This is a genomic window from Brevundimonas sp. TWP2-1 (assembly GCF_049897645.1).
Classification (GTDB): domain Bacteria; phylum Pseudomonadota; class Alphaproteobacteria; order Caulobacterales; family Caulobacteraceae; genus Brevundimonas.
The window spans coordinates 388,885-407,453 of record NZ_JAFCWR010000001.1 but is presented as its reverse complement, the minus strand read 5'-3'; the positions used below and the strand labels follow the sequence as shown (position 1 = coordinate 407,453).

Sequence of the window (18,569 nt, the reverse complement as noted above, 5' to 3'; positions counted from 1 at the left end):
CGCTATCGCGGACGATCAGCCGAAGTGTCGCGTCGCTGTGAAATCTCGCTTCCGGCCCAGCGGTCCCACATCTGGAAATAGAGGCCGTAGTTGCCGTTGAAACGCTTGTGATGGGCGTCGTGGTGGGTGGCGGTTATCAGCCAGCGCAACGGTGCGCGGTGCAGCCAGGACGCGGGCCAGACCTCGCGACCCGCGTGGTTCAACACGGCCGTCGCGGTCATCAGGGTCAACAGCGCCAAGGCCACGCCCCAATGGATAGGCACGAACAGGGCCAGGGCCGGCAGGAACCAGGCGGTGGCGACGGCCTCGGCCGGGTCGAAGGCGAAGGAGGCGAAGGCGCTGGGGTCGCGCGACCGATGGTGCTCGGCATGGGCCCAGGGAAAGACGCGCGGGTGATGCAGCCCCCGGTGGACCCAATAATAGAAGGCGTCGTGGGCCAGCATATAGACGACGAAGCTGACCGGCAGCCACCACAGCGGCCAGGCGTGAACATCGCCGTAGATCGCCGTCCCGCCCCGCTTCCAAAGCTCCAGCACCAGGGCGGCCGGCAAGGCGTAGATCGGGCAGGAGATCAGGGAGGCGATAATTTCGGCGCGGATGCGTTTCGCGGCCGGCGCCTTGTGGTTCAACTGACGCCCCCGCCCCGGCCCGCCCCACAGCAACCAGTGTGTCGTGACGCCGACCAGCAGATAGCGCACGCCGATGATCAGGCTGAGCGCGAGGGTCGTGACGAGCAGGTCCATCAGCATGGGCGCACAGACGGCCAAACATATGTCCGGGTCAAGTCGTGGCGGGCGCCGTTCAAACCGCCTATGATGCGATCATGTCCTTGCCGGTGATGATCCTGCTGTTCCTTGTGACCGTCTTCGGGATGGAGGTCTTCGCCTGGGCCATGCATCGCTACGTCATGCACGGCCTGCTGTGGGACTGGCACCGCAGTCACCACGAACCGCACGACGATGTCCTGGAAAAGAACGACCTGTTCGCCGTGGTGTTCGCGGCGCCGGCGATCATTCTGATCGCGCTGGGCCTGCACGTCTGGGCCTGGGCCCTGCCGATCGGTCTGGGCGTGACGGCCTATGGGATGATCTATTTCTATTTCCACGACGGCCTGGTGCATCGGCGATTCCCGACCGGCGTCGAAGGTCGGTCAGGCTTCTGGACGCGGCGCATCCAGGCGCACCGCCTGCACCACGCGGTACGGACGAAAGAAGGCTGTGTCTCGTTCGGCTTTCTGTGGGTGCGGTCGGCGCGAGCGCTGAAGGCCGAACTGACCCAGAAGCGCGGCTCTTCCAGCAGCGGCGCCTGAGCCAGCCGGTTTTCCTGAGCATCTCATGACCGGGAAACACGGCGACGGCGGCTTGCATCCGACGCGGTCGTGATGCCGTATGCGATCACAACGGTTCGGATCGTCGTCGCAACGCGACGGTCAGACGACACCAGGAGACTTGTATGGCGATCGTCGGCGCGAGGCCCCAGCCGCCCGTGGCATGCGAACCTTGCGCGCCCGACGACCTGCGTCTGCGGGTCCAGTCGCGCCTGACCGAACTGGCGCCGTCGCCGGAGAGCCTGCTGTCGCTGGCGGCGCGCGAGGCCTTGCTGGGACAGGGAAAACGGGTTCGGCCGGTGCTGGCCATGCTGGCGGCGGCCCATGTGGGCGGGCGTCCCGACGATGCGCTGGATTACGGCTGTGCGCTGGAGATGGTCCATGCGGCGTCGCTGGTGCTGGACGACCTGCCCTGTATGGACGATGCGGTCCTGCGGCGGGGACAACCGACGCTGCATCGCCGCCATGGCGAGGACGCGGCCGTGCTGGCGGCGGTGGCCCTGCTGAACCAGTCCACACGACTGATTCTGCAAAGCCGGCTGCCGGCCGAGGTGCGCCTGTCCACGCTGGACCTTTTGACGCAGGCCGTCGGTTTCGACGGTCTGGCCGAGGGGCAGATGCGCGACCTGCGCGACGACGCGCAAGAGCGGGACGCCGTGGCCCTGCGTCAGATCAACGACCTGAAGACCGGCGCCCTGTTCGTGGCGACAGTGCGCGGCGGCGGTCTGCTGGGCGGGGGCGACGCCGACGACCTGGCCCGTCTGTCGGCCTTCGGCGAGTCGGTCGGTTTCGCCTTCCAGCTCTATGACGATCTGCTGGACGCCTGTTCGACCACCAGCGCCGTCGGCAAGGATGTGGGCCAGGATCAGGACACGACCACCTTCGTCGATCTGTGGGGCGAAGGGCGCGTCCGCGCGGCGGTGCGTCAGTCCCTGTCCAGGGCGGCCGAGGCGGTCGGCCACGACAGCCCCCTGACCCTCTATGTCCGCGATCTCTTCCAGCAGGCCGATCTTGGGATCTAGCGTCGCGCCGGCGCTGGTCCTGGACGGAATAGAGGCCGGCTATGACGGCCGGCCGGTGCTGCGGGATTTCAGCCTGACCCTGAACGCGGGGGAGGTCTACGCCCTGCTGGGCGCGAACGGCGCGGGCAAGTCCACGGTGGCGCGCGTCGCTTGCGGCCTTCTGCCCGTGCGCCGGGGGCGTGTGGCGGTGGGCGACGGAACTCAGGCGCGCGCCCGCATCGGCCTGGCGCCCCAGGACAGCGCCCTGTTTCCCGCCTTGTCGCCGCGCGAGAATGTCGAGGTGACGGCGCGGCTTTGCGGGGTCGCGCGCGGTGACCGTCGGGCGGCGGTGGACCGCGCCCTCGATCTGACCGGCTGCGGTCCGCGCGCGGATCAGCCTGTGCGCACCCTGTCCGGCGGATGGCGACGCCGCGCGAACCTGAGCGCCGCCCTGGTCGGACAGCCCCGATTGCTGATCGCGGACGAGCCGACGGAAGGGGTGGACGCCGGCACGCGCGGCGTCCTGTCCGCCGCCCTGCGCGAGACGGTCAAGGCGGGCGCCGGCTGCCTGTTGATCAGCCACGACGCGGTCTTCGTGTCCGATACGGCAGACCGGATCGGCGTGCTGGCGCAGGGTCGGCTGTTGGCGGAAGGCGCGCCGAACGCCCTGTTGCACCAGGCCTTCGGCGCGGCGCGGCTGCTCAGCATTCGTCTGGAGCGGCCGGCCTCGGACGCCGCCGCCCAATGGTTCGCCCAGGCCGGATTGATCCAGGCCGACGACAGGCTGGAATGGCGTCGCCTCTGCGACGATGCGCTCGCGGTCGCCCAGATGCTGGCCGCCGTGGTCGATGGCGAGGGGGGAGAGGTCGCCGTGCGGCGGCCGGGGTTGGACGACCTTGTCGCGCATCTGTCGGGAGCGTCGTCATGATGGCCGTGGCGGGCGCCTGGGCCAGGGGTTTCTGGCGCGACCGGGCCGGGGTGTTGCTGACGCTGCTGCTGCCGCCCCTGGTCTATCTGCTGTTCGCGGCCATCTTCGGCGCGGGCGCGCGGGGCGAGATCGACACGGCCGTGGTGATGCACGATGCGGCGCGCACCCCGGCGACGGCGGCGATGCATGACGCCCTGGCGCGCGACATGGGCGCCCGGCTGCGCACGGTCGAGGATGCAGGCGAGCTGGAGCGTGCGGTGATCGACGGTCGCGCGGACGCCGGCATCCTGATCCGCCCCTCTACGGGGCGTCCGCCCCAGATCGTGGTGATGTCCGCCGCCGGTCGCGACGTGGCGGCGGCGGCGCTTCAGGCGCGGCTGGAGCCGATGGCGGCCGCCCTGTCCGGCCAGGTCGCGCCGCCCACCGCCCGTGTCGCGACGGTGCAGGTCGGGCCGACCGGCGATGTCCAGGCCGCCTATTACGCCGGGGCGGTCAGCGTCATGTTCGTCTTCTTCGCCGCCATGCACGGGGCCATGGGCGGACTGGACGAGCGGCGTTCGGGGCTTCAGGCGCGGCTGGCTCTGGCGAGGGGCGGCCTGGCGCCGATCCTGGCCGGGCGGGCGGCGTGGCTGACGGTCGTGGGGGTAATGCAGTCGGCCGCCGTCTTCGTCGCGGCCTGGGCGAAACTGCCCGACCTCGCGCCATGGCAGGCAGCGGCGGCGGCCGTGACGGCGGGTCTGGTCGGGTTCTCTGCAGCCGGTCTGGCCCTGGCGCTGACGGCGGCCTGTCGCTCGCGCGAACAGGCCCAGCCCTTGACCACCTTCGTCGTTCTGCTGCTGGCGGCGCTGGGCGGGTCGATGGCGCCGCGCTTCCTGATGCCCGAGGCCTTCCGCGCCCTGGGCTGGATCACGCCGCACGCCTGGGCCATCGAGGCCTATCAGGCCGTGATCTGGCGGGCCGAGTTCACGCCGGGCGTCGTCGCCGGCTGGGCGGTTCTGGCCGGTCTCGGCGCGGCGGGCCTGGGGGTATCGCTCGTTCTGGAACGGCGGCGCGCGGCGCGCTGACCCTCAGACGTGGGTCCACAGGGCGGGACGCGGCGGCGGTTCGCGCCAGGCGTCCAGCGTCTTGCACCACAGGGCGATCAGTCCGCCCCGCCCCAGCAGCATCAGCTTGCCCGCCTTGTCGACCGAGGTCCGACCGTCCCAGGCCGCTGGCCCGGCGCGCGAGACATGCCGGCCGATCGACCGATAGACGCCGCGCGCCGTGGCGATGGCCCAGGCCGAACGCGGGTTCAGATCGCGCAAGCCCCACCGGGCCGAGGCGTAGAAGGGTTCGGCCGCCGCCACCAGGCGCTGGGCTGTGCGGGCGACGGCGGCGCGGTGCTGGGGCTGATCGACCTGATCGCGCGGCACCCCGGCTTCGTCCAGCCAAGCGCCCGGCAGATAGACCCGCCCGCCCCTCGCATCCTCGACCACGTCGCGCGCAATGTTCGTCAGCTGGAAGGCCAGCCCCAGATCCTGGGCGCGGCGCAGGGTAGGCGCATCCTCGACCCCCATGATCCGGGCCATCATCACCCCGACCACGCCCGCAACGTGATAGGCATAGTCCAGCGTGTCCTCCAGCGTGTCGTAGCGCCGCCCGACCACATCCATCTCGAACCCGTGCAACAGGTCCATGGCCTCCTCGGCCGGGATGGAATGACGATCCGCCACGCGTTGGAAGGCGGTGAAGACCGGGTCGGTCTGGGGCTCTCCGGCCAGGGCCGCTGCGGTGCGGGCGCGCAGTTCGACCAGCTTTTCGCTGGCCAGCACCGGGTCGATGCCGACCGCGCCGTGGCCCAGGACCTGGCCGTCGATCTCGTCGTCGCAGTGTCGGCACCAGGAATAGAGCATCCAGGCGTCGTCGCGGATCGCCGCCGGGAACAGGCGCGCGGCGGCGGCGAAGCTCTTGGAGCCCTGCTCCATCGCCTGGCGGCTGTGGTCCAGGACGGCGTCGGTCATGCCGGCAGCCTCGCGTCTTCGATCATCAGGGCGGCGGTGGCCTTGGCCGAGCCGACCACGCCGGGCACGCCCGCGCCGGGATGGGTGCCTGCGCCGACGAAATAGAGGTTCGGGATCTGGTCGTCGCGATTGTGCACCCGGAACCAGGCGCTCTGGGTCAGAATCGGCTCCAGCGAGAAGGCCGAGCCCTGGTGCGCGTTCAGCTGGTCGCGGAAATCGACCGGCGTGAAGATGCGGCAGGTGTCCAGATCGGCGGTTAGGCCGGGGATGTAGCGCTCCTCCAGATAGGCCAGGATCCGGTCGCGATAGCGCGGCCCCTCGACCTCCCAGTCGATGTCAGCCGAGGCCAGGTGCGGCACGGGCGCCAGCACATAGAAGGCGTCGCAACCCTCGGGCGCCAGGGACGGATCGGTCCGCGTCGGCGCGTGCAGATACAGCGAGAAATCGTCGGGCAGGTCCGGACCCTTGAAGATTTCAGCGATCAGCTCGCGATAGCGCGGGCCGAACAGCACCGTGTGGTGGCGCACCTCGGGGTGGACGCGCTTCAGGCCGAAATAGATGACGAACAGCGACATGGAATGGCGCCGCGACGCCAGCTTGGCGCCCTCCTTCTGACCGCGCGGCTCCTGGCCCAGCAGGCGCTGATAGGTGTGAACCACGTCGGCGTTCGACGCGACCATGTCGAAGGCCAGGGTCTCGCCGCCCACGACCACGCCGGTCGCGCGACCGTTCGCCATGGTGATCCGCTCGACCGGACTGTTCAGCCTGACCTCGCCGCCCAGGTCCTCAAGCAGGCGCACCATGGCCTGGATCAGGGCGCCGGTCCCGCCGCGCGGGAACCACACGCCCCAGCGCCGCTCCAGCGCATGGATCAGCGCATAGATCGAGGAGGTCGCGAACGGATTGCCGCCGACCAGCAGGGAGTGGAAGCTGAAGGCCTGGCGCAGGTGCTCGTCCTGAATGAAACTGGCCACCTTGTCATAGACCGACCGCCAGGCCTGAAGCCGCATCAGCTCGGGCGCCGCCTTGATCATGCTAGCGAAGTCCAGGAACGGCACGGCCCCCAGCTTCAGATAGCCTTCCTTCAGCAGGTCTTCGGAATAGGCCAGGAACTTGCGATAGCCTTCCTTGTCCGCCGGATTGCGAGCCACGATCTGGCGATCCAGCTCGTCCTGGTCGTTGACGTAGTCGAACACGTCGCCGTCTTCCCAGCACAGCCGATAGAAGGGCGCGACGGGCAGCAGTTCGACATAGTCCGACAGCTTGCGGCCGCTGGCCTCGAACAGTTCCTCCAGCGCCGACGGATCGGTGATGACGGTGGGACCGGCGTCGAAGGTGTAGCCCTTGTCCTTGAACACATAGGCCCGGCCGCCCGGCAAATCGCGCGCCTCGAACACCGTGGTCTGGATGCCCGCCGACTGCAGCCGTATGGCCAGCGACAGCCCCCCGAAACCCGATCCGATCACTGCAGCCCGCATCACGCACGTCCTTTTTCGACCAGACAGGTCAGTGCGGCGCCCAGGGGCACCGGGGGTTTTCCGCTGAGGATCCGCGCCTTGTCGGCGAGGGTGGATCCTGCGGCGTAGAAGCGTTCGATCAACGGCTGGGGCAGACGATAGAACCGCTCCAGCACCCTGTATCGTTCTTCGGGGCGCGCCGCGCGAAACAACATCCGATTCAGTAACCGATAAAAACCTCGCCCGACCCATACGTCGCACGCATGGCGGCGGATGTCGGCGGCCAGGGTCGCGCCTTCGAAATCTTTCGCCCAGAGGTCCGCCAGATGATCGGCCAGGCGCACCGCATCCGGCAGGGAATAACCGGTCGTCGGATGAAACAGTCCGGCACGCAGGCCGCTCAAGGCCGTCGGCCCCATGCGGGTCAGGTGCGCGGCGATGTCGCCGTCCAGGGCCACGGGCAAGACGCCGTCTTCCTCCCTCAGCACCGTCTCGATGACCCACCCCTGCTGTGCGGCATAGTCGCGCACACCCTGCCGGAACACGTCGCGATCCAGCTCGGCTCCGTCGGTATAGCGGGTGTCCTCGATCAACAGGGTCCGGTCGTCGAACGGCAGGGTGTAGAGGAAACGATAGCCTCCCGCCTGATCGACGCGGGCGTCCATGACGATGGGTGCGGTCAGGCCGTGCGGCGCCGCCAGTCGAACCTCCAGCCCGACGAACTTCTGGAAGCCCAGCGCCAGGTCCGGCGTGCCGACCGGCCCTCGCCCGTCGATGACCGCCCTCGCCTTCAGCCGCCGACCGTCGGCCAGGACCGCCTCGGTCTCGGACACCGACACGACAGGCGCGCCCAGCATGATGCGGCCGGGCAAGGCCGCGCTGACCACCGCCGCGAACCGTTCGGCCGTCACGCTGCGATATCCGGTGGACAGACTGCGCTCGAACTGCGGAAACCGAACCGCATAGCCGGGCCAGCGATGCACGACCAAGGGGTCGATCCAGCCGTGCTGCGCCGCCGTCAAATCCCCCTCGAAGAAGGACCAGGTGTGCACGCCGCCCAGCGTCTCGGCCGCCTCGACGATGCGGACATCCAGGTCGGGCCGAACCTGCGACAGGCGCAGCGCCAACAGACCGTTGGCGAGGCCGCCGCCGATCAGGAGGAGATCAGCCCCAGAGGTGTCAACGGCGTCGGCCTGCATTCCCGACAGGTGACACGCGACGACGGATGCGGCAAGCGAACAGGGTGCTTACCCGCGCACAGTGCGCTAGTGTGACGCCATGTCCGCCGTCTCCCCTGCGCCCCGGATCGTCCCGAACCAGACCCTGATCGGTCTGACGCTCGCCGGAATGATCGCGTCGGCCTGGCTGGTTCTGCACATCTACGGCGTCTATCTTCACCGCTGGACGGCGTGGAGCGTTCTGATCGCCCCGCTGATCGTCGTGATCCAGACCTGGCTGTCCGTGGGCCTTTTCATCGTCGCGCACGACGCCATGCACGGCTCGCTGGCGCCGGGCCGACCCAGGCTGAACGTCGCGGTCGGCAGCCTGGCCCTGGGCCTCTACGCCGGCTTCCGGTTCACCCCGTTGAAGACCGCCCACCACGGCCATCACGCCGCGCCCGGCACCGCCGACGATCCCGACTTCCATGCCGACGCCCCGCGCGCCTTTCTTCCGTGGTTCTACGGCTTCTTCCGCACCTATTTCGGCTGGCGCGAGCTGGCCGTGCTGACCCTGCTGGTCTGCATCGCCGTCTTCGCCCTGGGCGCGCACATCCCGAACCTGCTGGTCTTCTGGGCCGCTCCCGCCCTGCTCTCGGCGCTCCAGCTCTTCACCTTCGGCACCTGGCTGCCCCACCGCCACACCGACGACGCCTTCGCCGACCACCACAACGCCCGCAGCAGCCCGTTCGGCCCAGTCCTGTCGCTGCTGACCTGCTTCCACTTCGGCCGCCACCACGAGCACCATCTGACCCCGTGGAAGCCCTGGTGGCGATTGTTCAGCTAGATAAAGAGAGCGGGTCCGTCGCCTCAGCGTCAGAAATCGTAAACGGAGCAACCGCCTGGATCATGTCTCAGGTCGCCAATCCAGGATTCTCTTGAGAGGATGGCGGTGCTGTCAGTCTAACGCTAACCTGTCTCCACTTCGGACCCCTAAGAGTCTGATCGGAGATCGCATTTCGTGAAGCCGCTATCGTTCAAGCGCCATCGCTTCCCATCGAAGGTGATCCGGCAGGCCGTGTGGCTCTACTTTCGCTTCAGCCTCAGCCTTCGCGACGTTGAAGAGCTAGTGGCCGCGCGCGGAATCGACGTCAGCTATGAGACGATCAGGTGCTGGACGATCAAGTTCGGACCTCAGATCGCACGACGGCTGAAGAAGCTTCGCCCTCTCCCCCTCTCCCCGCTGGCGCCTTGACGAGGTTGTTTGCTTGATCGGTGGAAAACGCATGTTCCTCTGGCGCGCCGTGGATGATGAGGGCGAAGTGCTGGACGTCATCGTTCAGCCACGACGGGATACCAATGCGGCCTTAAAACTGCTCCGGCGTCTGCTGCGAAACCAGCCTGTTGAGCCAGAAAAGATCGTGACCGATGGCCTCGCATCATACCAGGCGACTTTGAGCCAGCTTGGCCTGCGCCATCTGCATTCCCCGGGCCGATTGCGAGAGAACTATTGGGCGGACACTCTCATCTGCCCGTCGGCCGGCGAGAGCGGCAACAGCAGCTGTTCAAGTTCCAGGCTTCACCACAGCACTTCCTCACCACCCACGCCGCGACCTACAATACATTCTACACTCAAAGAAATCTCATCAGCCAACCAACCCTGCGCCTTTTCCGCGCCTGGGCGGATGCGGCGTGGGCCGTCGCTGTCGCCTGAGATGTCGTCGGGTTGGGCAAGTTGCGGGCCGCCTCGATTAAGCTGACAGCACTGCGAGCACCATCTCCTTTTTGATCCGTGCAGCCTGCGCCCCCGTCAGGCGCATACCACGTGAGAACTCCGCCCGACCGGGCCCGCGCGAGCCGAAGGTGGCAAAGCGGGCGTCTTCAGGCTGGAGCATGGTGCGCGGATTGCCGTCGCGTCCCGTATACCACATCTCGGTCCAGCCGGCCGGCGCGATGTGGTCGTCCATCCAGCAGTCAAGGAAGGTCGCCGCTCCGACGAAGCGCGGGTCGCCATATCGTCCATCCAGGAAGGCGCTGGAGGGACGCCACGGCCGTCCCAGAAAGACGGAGTGTCGTGCGACGTCCGCATCCTTGGTCAACCGGCAGTCGTGGAAGACGAAGCCGTAAGCCTGTTCGATGGGCGTGCTGGGGGCCACTACATAGCCCTCGACCGGATCGGCAGGCCGCAGGCGCGACCGGATTTCGCAGCGTTCGAACCAGGCGCGCCCGCCCCCGAAGATGAAATCATAGCTGCCCGTGATCAGGCAGCGATCAAACAGGGTCGCGCCTGCATCGGGGAACAGGGTGTCCTGATAGCTGAGAATATCGCAGTTGCGGATCACGGCGCGGTCTGACCCCTTGTCCATCATCAAGGCCACGGCCTGCGGCCCTGCCCCATTGTGCGAATGCAGGCCGTTCGGCTTGGTCATCTCGGCCAGACCGTCGAAGGCGTTGTTGATCGTCAAAGTCTCGGCATGGAAATCGGGCGCCCGCACGAACAGGGTCGGTGTGCGGAACGTGCCCCACATCCGGCCATCCGGCGCCGCCAGCCCCGAGGCCGCCAGGTGATTGATCACTGACCCCGCCCGATCCTCGCCGATCAGATGGATGAAGGGTTTGTCCACAACGACCTGCTCGGTCCAGATGCCGCGGGTCACCAGAATGCGGAACGGCTTTCGTCCGTCTGCTGGCGCGGCGGCGATGGCGGCGGACAGGCTGGGATAGACAGGCGCTCCAAATCGGCGGTCGCCGGATCCCGCCCAGATGACCGCGTCGAATGCTGTCGCAGCCGACCATGATGGCGTCGACGCCATCATGGGCAGGACGGCGCCAGCGGCCAGAAGCTTGCGACGTGAGACCAGCGGGATCATGGCGGCTCCGAATGAAAATCGGCGCCGACCGGCGAACCGGTCAGCGCCAGGTCTCCTTGGGGGGAGTTGGAAGTATCTTAGAAAGTGTAGCGGACGCCGAAGTTGTACTGCCGCCCCGTGTGCGAATAGATGTAGATGCTGTCGCGGCGGCTGTCGGTGTACTGCTCGTTGACGGCGTCGGTCAGGTTCAACCCTTCGAACGTCACCTTGATGCGATCGGTCAGGGCGTAGGAGGCCGAGGCGTCCACCGTCACGATCTCGCGCACCCCGTCGATATCATTGGTGCTGGTGCCGCTGGGCACCGCCGTCAGATAGCGATCGCGATAGGCGGCCGACACACGGGCGCTGAACCGGTCGTCCTCATAATAGAGGGTGGCGTTGTAGGCGGTCTTCGACAGGCCGAGCAGGTCGTTTTCGACGAAGCCCGACGGAGACCGCGACGAGATGTAGCTGATCTTCGAATCCACCAGGGTGACGTTGAAAATGGCGCCGAGATTGTCGAACGGCCCAGGCAGGAAGGTGAACGGCTGCTGATAGCTGATCTCGATCCCCTTCAGCGGCCCGCCCTCCGTATTGACCGGCTGGCTGAACAGGAAGACATCGCTGGGCGACACGCCCAGGCCGTTGAGCAAGTCCGGCGACAGGCCTGACTGATTGAACGGCTGCGAGATCCGCGAGGTCTGGATGTAGCTTTCGATGTCCTTGTAGAAGAGCCCGACGGACAGCAGAGCGTCCGGGGCGAAATACCATTCGGCCGACAGGTCGTAGGTCGTGGCGCGAATGGGATCCAAGTACGGATTGCCCGAACTGACGCTGAACACGCCGACCGTGCTGAGGCTTCCGCCCGGCGTTACGCTGCCGAGATTGGGACGCGTCATGACCTTGGCCGCACCGAAGCGCAGCAGGAAGTCCGGCGTGACCTCGGCCGTCAGGTTCAGTGCCGGCAGCACGTCGTCATAGTCGCGATCGACCGTCGTCTGCTGTGCGGCGCCGGCGACAAGTTGATAGCCGGTCGAGCTTTGCTTGGTTTTCACATAGCGAACGCCGATGTCGCCACGCACCGGAATACCGCCGAGCTCCGTATCGAAGTCCAGTTGCAGATAGGCGGCCGTATCCTTCTCGGTCACATTGCGGATGTTGCCCCGCGCATTGGCGTTCGATGCGCCGCTCAGTTCGAACAGACCCGTGCCGCTGTATATGTTGAACAGGTCCGCAAAGGCGTTGAGGTTCGGCGCGATCCAGTTGGTCACAGTGCCGTCCGGCGCACCCAGATTGCGTCCGAAGCCGCTGACCAACTCGGTCAGGCTTGCCAGGGTCACACCTGCGGGCAGTTGGGGCACCACGCCCTCGTTGACGCGCGCCAGAGCCCAGGAATCGAACTCGTATTCCTTGTAGTTCACCCCGGCCTTCAGCGTCAGCGACGGCGTCAGGTCAAAGCCTCCGTCGAGCTGCGCCGTCTTGATCGTGTTCGTCACGCCCTGCGGACGCAGGCGGATCTCCGAACGCGCGGCTCCGAAATTATAGGCCAGCGGGTCGGTGACATCGTAGCCGAAGCCGATCAGCGGCGCGTCGCGGTTCTGCCGATAGTCGTAGAAGTAGTTGTCCGAATTCTCACGATTCAGGATCACCGTCGTCTGGATCGGATTGTCGAAGTCGGACTTGGAATAGCCGATCAGCCCCTTGACGCGGAACCGGTCGCTGAACGCATGTTCGATGCTCAGCGTGCCTTGGGTGTATTTGGTGTCCAGCTCGTCGTAGCGAGTCTCGGTCTCCACATCGACGTCGTCGAACAGGCCATAGACCATGTCCCCGTTCGCATCGATGACGCCGTCGCGCACGATGATTTCCGGCCGTCCGCCCTGGGACGCGTTACGGGCGAAGGACAGGGCCTCCAGCCAGTTCTCCTGACGCGTCGCCTTGAAGTCGGAATAGAGCAGATCGAGGTTGATCAGCGTCTGTTCCTGCGGGCGGAACTGTACTGAACCGGTCAGGCCGAGACGCTCCTGATCATGGGTGAGCCGGCCGTAGCGCGGGAAGCGCGGCGTATAGACATCGGCCCGCCTCGCATCGGCAAAGGGCGACGCGGGATTGTAACCGCCGGCCTCCGTGCCGTTCAGCCAGCCGCCGGAGCCGTGGCCTTCTTCCAACAACTGACGCTTGGTGTAGGCGACCGACACGAGTGCGCCGAGCCGGCCGTCCATCCAGGTGTTGCTGGCGAGCGCGGCGAACCTGGGGTCCCATTTGCGCGACAGGTCGTTGTAGCCGTACTGGCCCGACAGCACGAGATTGGCGCCGGCATAGTCGAAGGGTCGCCCGGTCTGCAGATCGACCGTCGCGCCCAGCGAACCTTCTTCGGTCTCGGCCGAGGCGGTCTTGCGCACGGTGATGCTGTTGAAAAGCTCGGACGCAAAGACGTTGAAGTCGAACGCGCGATTGCGGTTCGCGCCGCCCGAACTGTCGGTGCCCGACGCCGTGCTCTGACCCTCGACGCCATTGATGCGGACACGCGTGAACTGCGGTCCCAGACCCCGCACCGTGATCTGACGGCCTTCGCCGGCGTCGCGCGCGATGGAGACGCCCGGCACCCGTTGGATGGACTCGGCCAGATTGGCGTCGGGGAAGTCGGCCATGTCCTCGGCCTTGATCACATCGACGACGCCGTTTGCCCGACGCTTGGCCGTCAGCGCACTGCCCAACGAAGCGCGGAAACCGGTTACCACGATAGTTTCGACTTCGTCGGCCTGATCCTCGACCTCGCTCCCCTGAGCGGCGGTCTGCGGCGCGACGGTCGCACCGGCGAGAACGGCCGTACGTCCGTTGTTGGACGCCACGACAAGATTGCTGCCCTGCAGAAGCTGGTTCAGGCCCTGATTGACGGAATAGACGCCCTGCACGGCGGCGGTCCGTTGTCCGGCGACCGCATCCGTCGAAGCCAGAACCTGCAGATCGGCCTGACGTGCAAATGCGGCCACGCCGGTCGAGGCGGGTTGCGCCGGAACATTGAACTGCCTGTCTTGCGCCTGGGCGGCGCCAGCGCCGGCCAGAGCCATCGTGCTGACGGCGATCATCAGCGACGCCCTCGCGCCTTGGTTTCGCGACATGGCCATGCGTCGGCCCTCCCTTTTCTGTTTCCTGGTTCCCGGACCCTTCTGCGAGGGTTCCAAGAGTCTCGATGTCCGGCGATCGACTTTCCGTCGCCGGATCAAAAGATTTATTTCGCTCCACCCAGCATGATGACGTCATTTCCGACCGTCACCCCTGCACCATGGGCGACGCCGACGGCCTCGGCGAAGCTCTCCGGCTCGTTGGTGCGGAACCAGCCGACCACTGTGCGGCCTTCCAGATCGGGATCGACGATCACGATTTTGCGGCTGTTGTAGCGATTGAACTCGGCGGCGGCGGCGGCGATTGTGTCGCCGTCCAGGACGATCTGGCCATCCCGCCACGACAGCGCGCGCTCCATCTCCAACGGACGCTTGACCGGGCTGGAGGCGCCGGCCTGATCGCTGACGAAGACCTGTTCGCCGGCCACGACGCGGCGACGCAGTCCTTCGGCGCCCTTGTCGCTCCAGACCTCCACCACGCCTTCGGTCACCCGAACCTCGGCCCCGCCGGCCTTGCGGCGGACGGAGAAGGCGGTGCCGACCGCCTGAACCCGAATGTCGCCCGCCGCCACGACGAACGGACGCGCCCGATCTTTTGCGACCTGGAACCAGGCCTCGCCGTGGTCCAGCGTCACGGCGCGCTCGGCCTTCTGGAAGCGGATATCCAGCGTCGTATCGGTATTGATCGCCGCCATCGACCCGTCCGCCAACGGCACCCGGCGGATCTCCCCCACCAGGGTGCGATAACGCTGTCGCGACAAGACCGGCGTCAGCACGACGCCGGCGGCGACCGCCGCCGCCAGGCCAAAACCGCCCAACAGGATGCGGCGGTCGAGCTTTGCCGGCGTCTGGCGCCCCTTCGCCTCCGACACGGGATCGACCATCAAGGTCATGACCGCCCGCGCCCGCCACAAGGCGCCCTGACGACGGCTGTCGCCTGCGAGCCAGTCGTTCAGTGCGATCTGATCCGCAGCGCCCAACGCGCCCACGTCAAGCCGAGCGGCCCAATCAGCGGCGACGGCGTCGATTTCGGTCGAGATTTCCCGGCTCATGCGCGCCGCTCCCCGCTCGACGACGCATGGATTTGGGAATCCGCCTTCGCCAGGCCGGCCAAAACTGCCTTCAGCCCCCGCGCGGCTTCGTTCTCGACCACGTTTTCGGTCACGCCCAGCTGAACCGCGATTTCCTTTTGCGACAGCCCCATGATCCGGCGCATCTCGAAGATGCGCCGGCTGCGTTCCGGCAATGTGGCGACGATCTTCATTACGCGTTCGAGTTCCTTGCGCCCCCCGGCGATACGCTCGGGCGACGGTTCGTCCCACTCGATGCGCAGGGCGTCGATTTCCGTCACGGCGTCGATCCGCACGATCCGGGCGCGCCGCATCTGCTCCAGCACCACGGACCGCGCGGTCTGAAAGAAATAGGCCCGCGGGCTTTCGATCTGTTCGACCGCCTTGAGGTTCGCCAGTCGGCAATAGGCTTCCTGAACGACGTCATCGACATCGTTGGACGTGACGAGCGAACGCTTCAACCAGACACGAACGTCCTGCTCATGGGGCAGGATTTCCTGCGCCAACCAGCGCACCCGCGCCCGTTCCGATTCCCCGCCGCCTTGCACCTACCGTCGCTCCCCCGTTGGGAGCACGATGCGCGCGGACGAACTTTCCGTCAAAGCGTCGAGGCTGCGGACGCCATTCGGCTCGCTATCTCACCGCGACGCGTCTTTGCCGCAGGGCAGCCGCTTCCCGTGACGACAGCGGCAAAGACCCCATCGCGTCGTTCAGATAGCCGTCCAAAGACCCGGAGAAGGGCCAGTCGGAACCTGGCGCGAAACGCTCGACGTCGATGCTTCTCATGACCTCGACCAGTCGCGCCCGGTTTTCCGGCGACGTATCGGCGTCGAAAACCTGGGCCAGGTCGAAGTAGAGGTTGGGGAATGTGTCAGGCCGGTCCGCCAGGACGTATCGAAACGCCTCCAGCGCGTCCCAGGTGTTCGCGTCCAGGCCGCCCCAGCCGCCGGAATGGGCGATGACGACGGGGACGTTGCGGGCGTGGGGCAGAACCTGTTGGACGAAGATGCGAACGTCGGGCGCGCCATAGTCCTCTGCCCGGGTGCGCATGTGGATCATGATGGTCAGCCGAGCGTCCGACGCGGCGTCGAAGACGTCAGCCAGGCGACGCACGTGGTCGGGATTGCGCAGATCAACGCCCGAGTTGGTCAGGTGCACCTTCAATCCGTCGGCGAAGGGCGCGTCCCTCCACGCTTCGATCTCAGCCAGAGCATCGGACGCCAGCGGGTTGACCGACACGAAGGCGACCAGTCGCCCCGGGTGCGCCGCCGCCGTGGCCACGGTGAAGGCGTTGGCGTCGTGAACCCGCGTCGCGGCGTCGGCCAGCGGGGGAACCATCATCGGGCTTTCAGCCAGATAGGCCTTGGACATCATCCAGGCCGTTTGCACCCCCGCTTCGTCCATATCCGCCAGCAGAGCATCGGCTGTCAGCGGTTTGACGAAGGCCGGGTCGCAGGCGCCGAGCCGTCCCGGACTGCTGCAATAGGCCGGCAATATCTCCAGAATGGCGGGCGAATGGACGTGGACGTGATGGTCGGTTCGAACGGGCGTGCGGGTCTGCGCCATCGCGGGCGCCGCAAGCAGCGCGGCCGAAACCGCGCTCGCCGCGACGATGCTTCTGAAGGTCATGGATAGATTTCTGAAACGCGCCCGGGGGGGGCTCAGCGCGCGGCGTCGCCCAGCAGCGTCTGTTTCCAGAACAACAGGCTGGTCCAGAAATAGTAGTCCTCGTTCTCCTTCTTGTGGAAACCGTGACCCTCGTTCTGCGCCAGCAGGTGCCAGGCCGTGCCGCCGTTGCTGCGGACCGCGCTGACGATCTGGTCGGCTTCGGACGCCGGCACACGGGGGTCATTGCCGCCTGTGGCGACCAGCAGCGGAATGGTGATCTTGTCCACGCTGGTCAGTGGCGAGATCGCCTGAAGTTGCGCGCGCTGGGCCGGATCACGCTCGTCGCCGTATTCCACGCGTCGCAGGTCGCGGCGATAGGACTGGGTGTTTTCCAGGAAGGTGACGAAGTTGGAGATGGCGACGTAGCAGTTCGCCCCCTTCAGCCGGTCGCTGTAATGCACCGCCGTGGCGTAGCACATATAGCCGCCGTACGAGACGCCGGTCACGGCGAACCGCGAGGCGTCCAGCTCAGGGTTGACCTCCAGCGCGTCGAGGAAGGCGCCGATGTCCTTGACCGAATTCTCGCGCTGGAACGGGCCGTTGTCCAGGTTAACGAAACGCGTGCCGTAACCCGACGACCCGCGCACGTTGGGGAAGAAGATCGCCACGCCCAGTTCGTTCAGCAGATAGTTCTGAGAGCCCAGGAAATCGGGACGGGTCTGGCCTTCCGGGCCGCCGTGGATATCGACGATCAGGGGGCGCTTGCCGGGGAATTTGGCCGGATCGGGCTGATAGAGGAAGCCGGACACGGTCTCGCCGTCGAAGCTCTTCACCTCCACCAGCTTGGGTTCGATGTTGATCGCGGGGTCCAGGCCGCCGGTCTCGCTGTGGGTCCACTGGGTGACCGCCAATGTGGTCGGATCGATGGAGAAGGCGTCTCCCGACACGCGGGCGGAGGACAGGCTCAGCCCGATCGCGCCCCAGGGGGCTATGTCGATGGCGGGGCCGATGCTGTAGGGGATGACGCCCTCCGGCAGGCCCGTGACGACGCGCACGGCGCCCGTGGCGACATCCATGACCTTGAGCCGCGAGACGCCCGCCTCGTTCACCGCATAGGCGATGAAGCTGCCGTCCGGCGCCAGGGCGTAATCGCTGACATCCCATCGCGCCTCGGTGCTGACGGGGACGAACCCGCCCTGCCCGATCTGCCCCAGGCGCAGGAAGTCGCTGTCCTTGTTGGACGTCGCCCAGACCGTGCCGTCGGCCGCATATTTGGGATCGACATAAGAAACCTGCGCCGCCGGATCCGTCAGCGGGGTCATGCGGCCGGACGCCAGGTCCAGCTCATAGACCACGGCGTTGTTGATCGACATCCGGTTCAGAACCAGGGCCTTGGCCCCATCCTTGGAGAAGTCGGCGATGTTCCAGCCGCCGCCCGAAACCTGCGCCACCAGACGGTCGGTCGAGGGGTCGGCGGGATCGACGACATAGAGGTCCATGTCGGCGCCGTTGCGGCGCGACGAGGCATAGCCGACACGTTTACCGTCCGGGCTCCAGGCGCCGAACCAGTTGCGGCTCTTGCCGTCGGTGATGCGATTCAGCCGGCCGCCGGACAGGGTGTAGAGCTGATAGAACTCATCCCCGCCATTGTCCTTTTGGACCAGCAGGGTCTGGCCGGAAGGCGACAACGCGCCGCCCACGATCGGCTCCGCCTCGAAGCTGATCTGGGTCCGGGCGCCGTCGGGCGACGCCACGACGTGGAGTTGGTCCGTGGCGCCGAACCGGGTCTTGACCAGCATGGACCGGTCTGCGGCGTTCCACCCCATGAAGGCGGCGCGACGCGCCTGCAGATAGGGCTGGGTCGCAGCGACCAGATCGTCCGGCACCGCCGGCAGTCCATCGGCCACGATCGCGGCCGGCTTGGGCGCTTCGGCGAAGGCGGCGGGCGCTGCGGAAAGGGCGAGCGCAAGGGCCAGCGGGAGACGAGAGATCATCATTCAGACCGTGAACTGGGGGAAAGAAGAAGGGGTCGCCGGCTCCCGATCGG

Annotated in this window: 15 protein-coding genes and 1 pseudogene; 6 read left to right on the top strand and 10 right to left on the bottom strand. The window is 66.9% G+C overall.

Annotated features, from left to right (window positions below; genetic code table 11):
* Window positions 1–2: 2 nt before the first annotated feature.
* The gene (locus tag ACP7BH_RS02100) at window positions 3–767 is read right to left on the bottom strand and encodes a sterol desaturase family protein (RefSeq protein WP_425984121.1); all 765 of its coding nucleotides are present in this window, start codon (window positions 765–767) and stop codon (window positions 3–5) included.
* A gap of 56 nt (window positions 768–823) precedes the next feature.
* On the opposite strand from ACP7BH_RS02100, the gene ACP7BH_RS02095 reads away from it, so the two are divergent.
* From ACP7BH_RS02095 to ACP7BH_RS02080, 4 genes are all read left to right on the top strand, one after another.
* On the top strand, window positions 824–1,309 hold the full coding sequence (locus ACP7BH_RS02095) for a sterol desaturase family protein (protein WP_425984123.1): 486 nt from the start codon (window positions 824–826) through the stop codon (window positions 1,307–1,309).
* Window positions 1,310–1,452: 143 nt separating this feature from the next.
* A complete protein-coding gene (locus tag ACP7BH_RS02090) occupies window positions 1,453–2,349 on the top strand; it encodes a polyprenyl synthetase family protein (protein ID WP_425984125.1) in 897 nt (298 codons plus the stop codon).
* Window positions 2,309–3,256 (top strand): ABC transporter ATP-binding protein, encoded by a 948-nt coding sequence (locus ACP7BH_RS02085; protein ID WP_426043323.1) that lies wholly within the window; start codon window positions 2,309–2,311, stop codon window positions 3,254–3,256. Before ACP7BH_RS02090 ends, ACP7BH_RS02085 begins: the two co-directional genes overlap by 41 nt.
* Window positions 3,253–4,320, top strand: a complete 1,068-nt coding sequence (locus tag ACP7BH_RS02080) for an ABC transporter permease (protein ID WP_425984129.1) — start codon at window positions 3,253–3,255, stop codon at window positions 4,318–4,320. Before ACP7BH_RS02085 ends, ACP7BH_RS02080 begins: the two co-directional genes overlap by 4 nt.
* Window positions 4,321–4,323: 3 nt before the next feature.
* On the opposite strand, the gene ACP7BH_RS02075 is transcribed toward ACP7BH_RS02080, so the two are convergent.
* The 3 genes from ACP7BH_RS02075 to crtY are packed head-to-tail and all read right to left on the bottom strand — an operon-like array spanning window position 4,324 to window position 7,912.
* Window positions 4,324–5,256 (bottom strand): phytoene/squalene synthase family protein, encoded by a 933-nt coding sequence (locus ACP7BH_RS02075; RefSeq protein WP_425984131.1) that lies wholly within the window; start codon window positions 5,254–5,256, stop codon window positions 4,324–4,326.
* Window positions 5,253–6,734 (bottom strand): phytoene desaturase, encoded by a 1,482-nt coding sequence (locus ACP7BH_RS02070; protein WP_425984133.1) that lies wholly within the window; start codon window positions 6,732–6,734, stop codon window positions 5,253–5,255. The genes ACP7BH_RS02075 and ACP7BH_RS02070 overlap by 4 nt, the downstream gene beginning before the upstream one ends.
* The gene (gene crtY, locus ACP7BH_RS02065; protein ID WP_425984135.1) at window positions 6,734–7,912 is read right to left on the bottom strand and encodes a lycopene beta-cyclase CrtY; all 1,179 of its coding nucleotides are present in this window, start codon (window positions 7,910–7,912) and stop codon (window positions 6,734–6,736) included. The genes ACP7BH_RS02070 and crtY overlap by 1 nt, the downstream gene beginning before the upstream one ends.
* Before the next feature lie 79 nt (window positions 7,913–7,991).
* Here crtY and ACP7BH_RS02060 point away from each other — a divergent pair, with 79 nt between their 5' ends.
* Window positions 7,992–8,717 (top strand): fatty acid desaturase, encoded by a 726-nt coding sequence (locus ACP7BH_RS02060; RefSeq protein ID WP_425984137.1) that lies wholly within the window; start codon window positions 7,992–7,994, stop codon window positions 8,715–8,717.
* A gap of 174 nt (window positions 8,718–8,891) precedes the next feature.
* A pseudogene (locus tag ACP7BH_RS02055) lies at window positions 8,892–9,584 on the top strand (IS6 family transposase).
* Window positions 9,585–9,621: 37 nt separating this feature from the next.
* On the opposite strand, the gene ACP7BH_RS02050 reads toward ACP7BH_RS02055, so the two are convergent.
* The 6 genes from ACP7BH_RS02050 to ACP7BH_RS02025 form a co-directional block, all read right to left on the bottom strand.
* On the bottom strand, window positions 9,622–10,740 hold the full coding sequence (locus ACP7BH_RS02050; protein ID WP_425984139.1) for a pectinesterase family protein: 1,119 nt from the start codon (window positions 10,738–10,740) through the stop codon (window positions 9,622–9,624).
* A 77-nt stretch (window positions 10,741–10,817) separates the two neighbouring features.
* Complete coding sequence (locus ACP7BH_RS02045) at window positions 10,818–13,847, bottom strand: TonB-dependent receptor (RefSeq protein ID WP_425984140.1); 3,030 nt, start codon at window positions 13,845–13,847, stop codon at window positions 10,818–10,820.
* Between the two features lie 104 nt (window positions 13,848–13,951).
* Window positions 13,952–14,896 carry a FecR family protein gene (locus ACP7BH_RS02040; protein ID WP_425984142.1) on the bottom strand — a complete coding sequence of 315 codons (945 nt, stop codon included), beginning with the start codon at window positions 14,894–14,896 and terminating at the stop codon, window positions 13,952–13,954.
* Entirely contained in the window at window positions 14,893–15,462 is a 570-nt protein-coding gene (locus tag ACP7BH_RS02035; RefSeq protein WP_425984144.1) for an RNA polymerase sigma factor, read from the bottom strand. The genes ACP7BH_RS02040 and ACP7BH_RS02035 overlap by 4 nt, the downstream gene beginning before the upstream one ends.
* 85 nt (window positions 15,463–15,547) lie before the next feature.
* Complete coding sequence (locus ACP7BH_RS02030; RefSeq protein WP_425984146.1) at window positions 15,548–16,543, bottom strand: amidohydrolase family protein; 996 nt, start codon at window positions 16,541–16,543, stop codon at window positions 15,548–15,550.
* A gap of 32 nt (window positions 16,544–16,575) precedes the next feature.
* On the bottom strand, window positions 16,576–18,516 hold the full coding sequence (locus tag ACP7BH_RS02025; protein WP_425984148.1) for a S9 family peptidase: 1,941 nt from the start codon (window positions 18,514–18,516) through the stop codon (window positions 16,576–16,578).
* Window positions 18,517–18,569 lie beyond the last annotated feature (53 nt).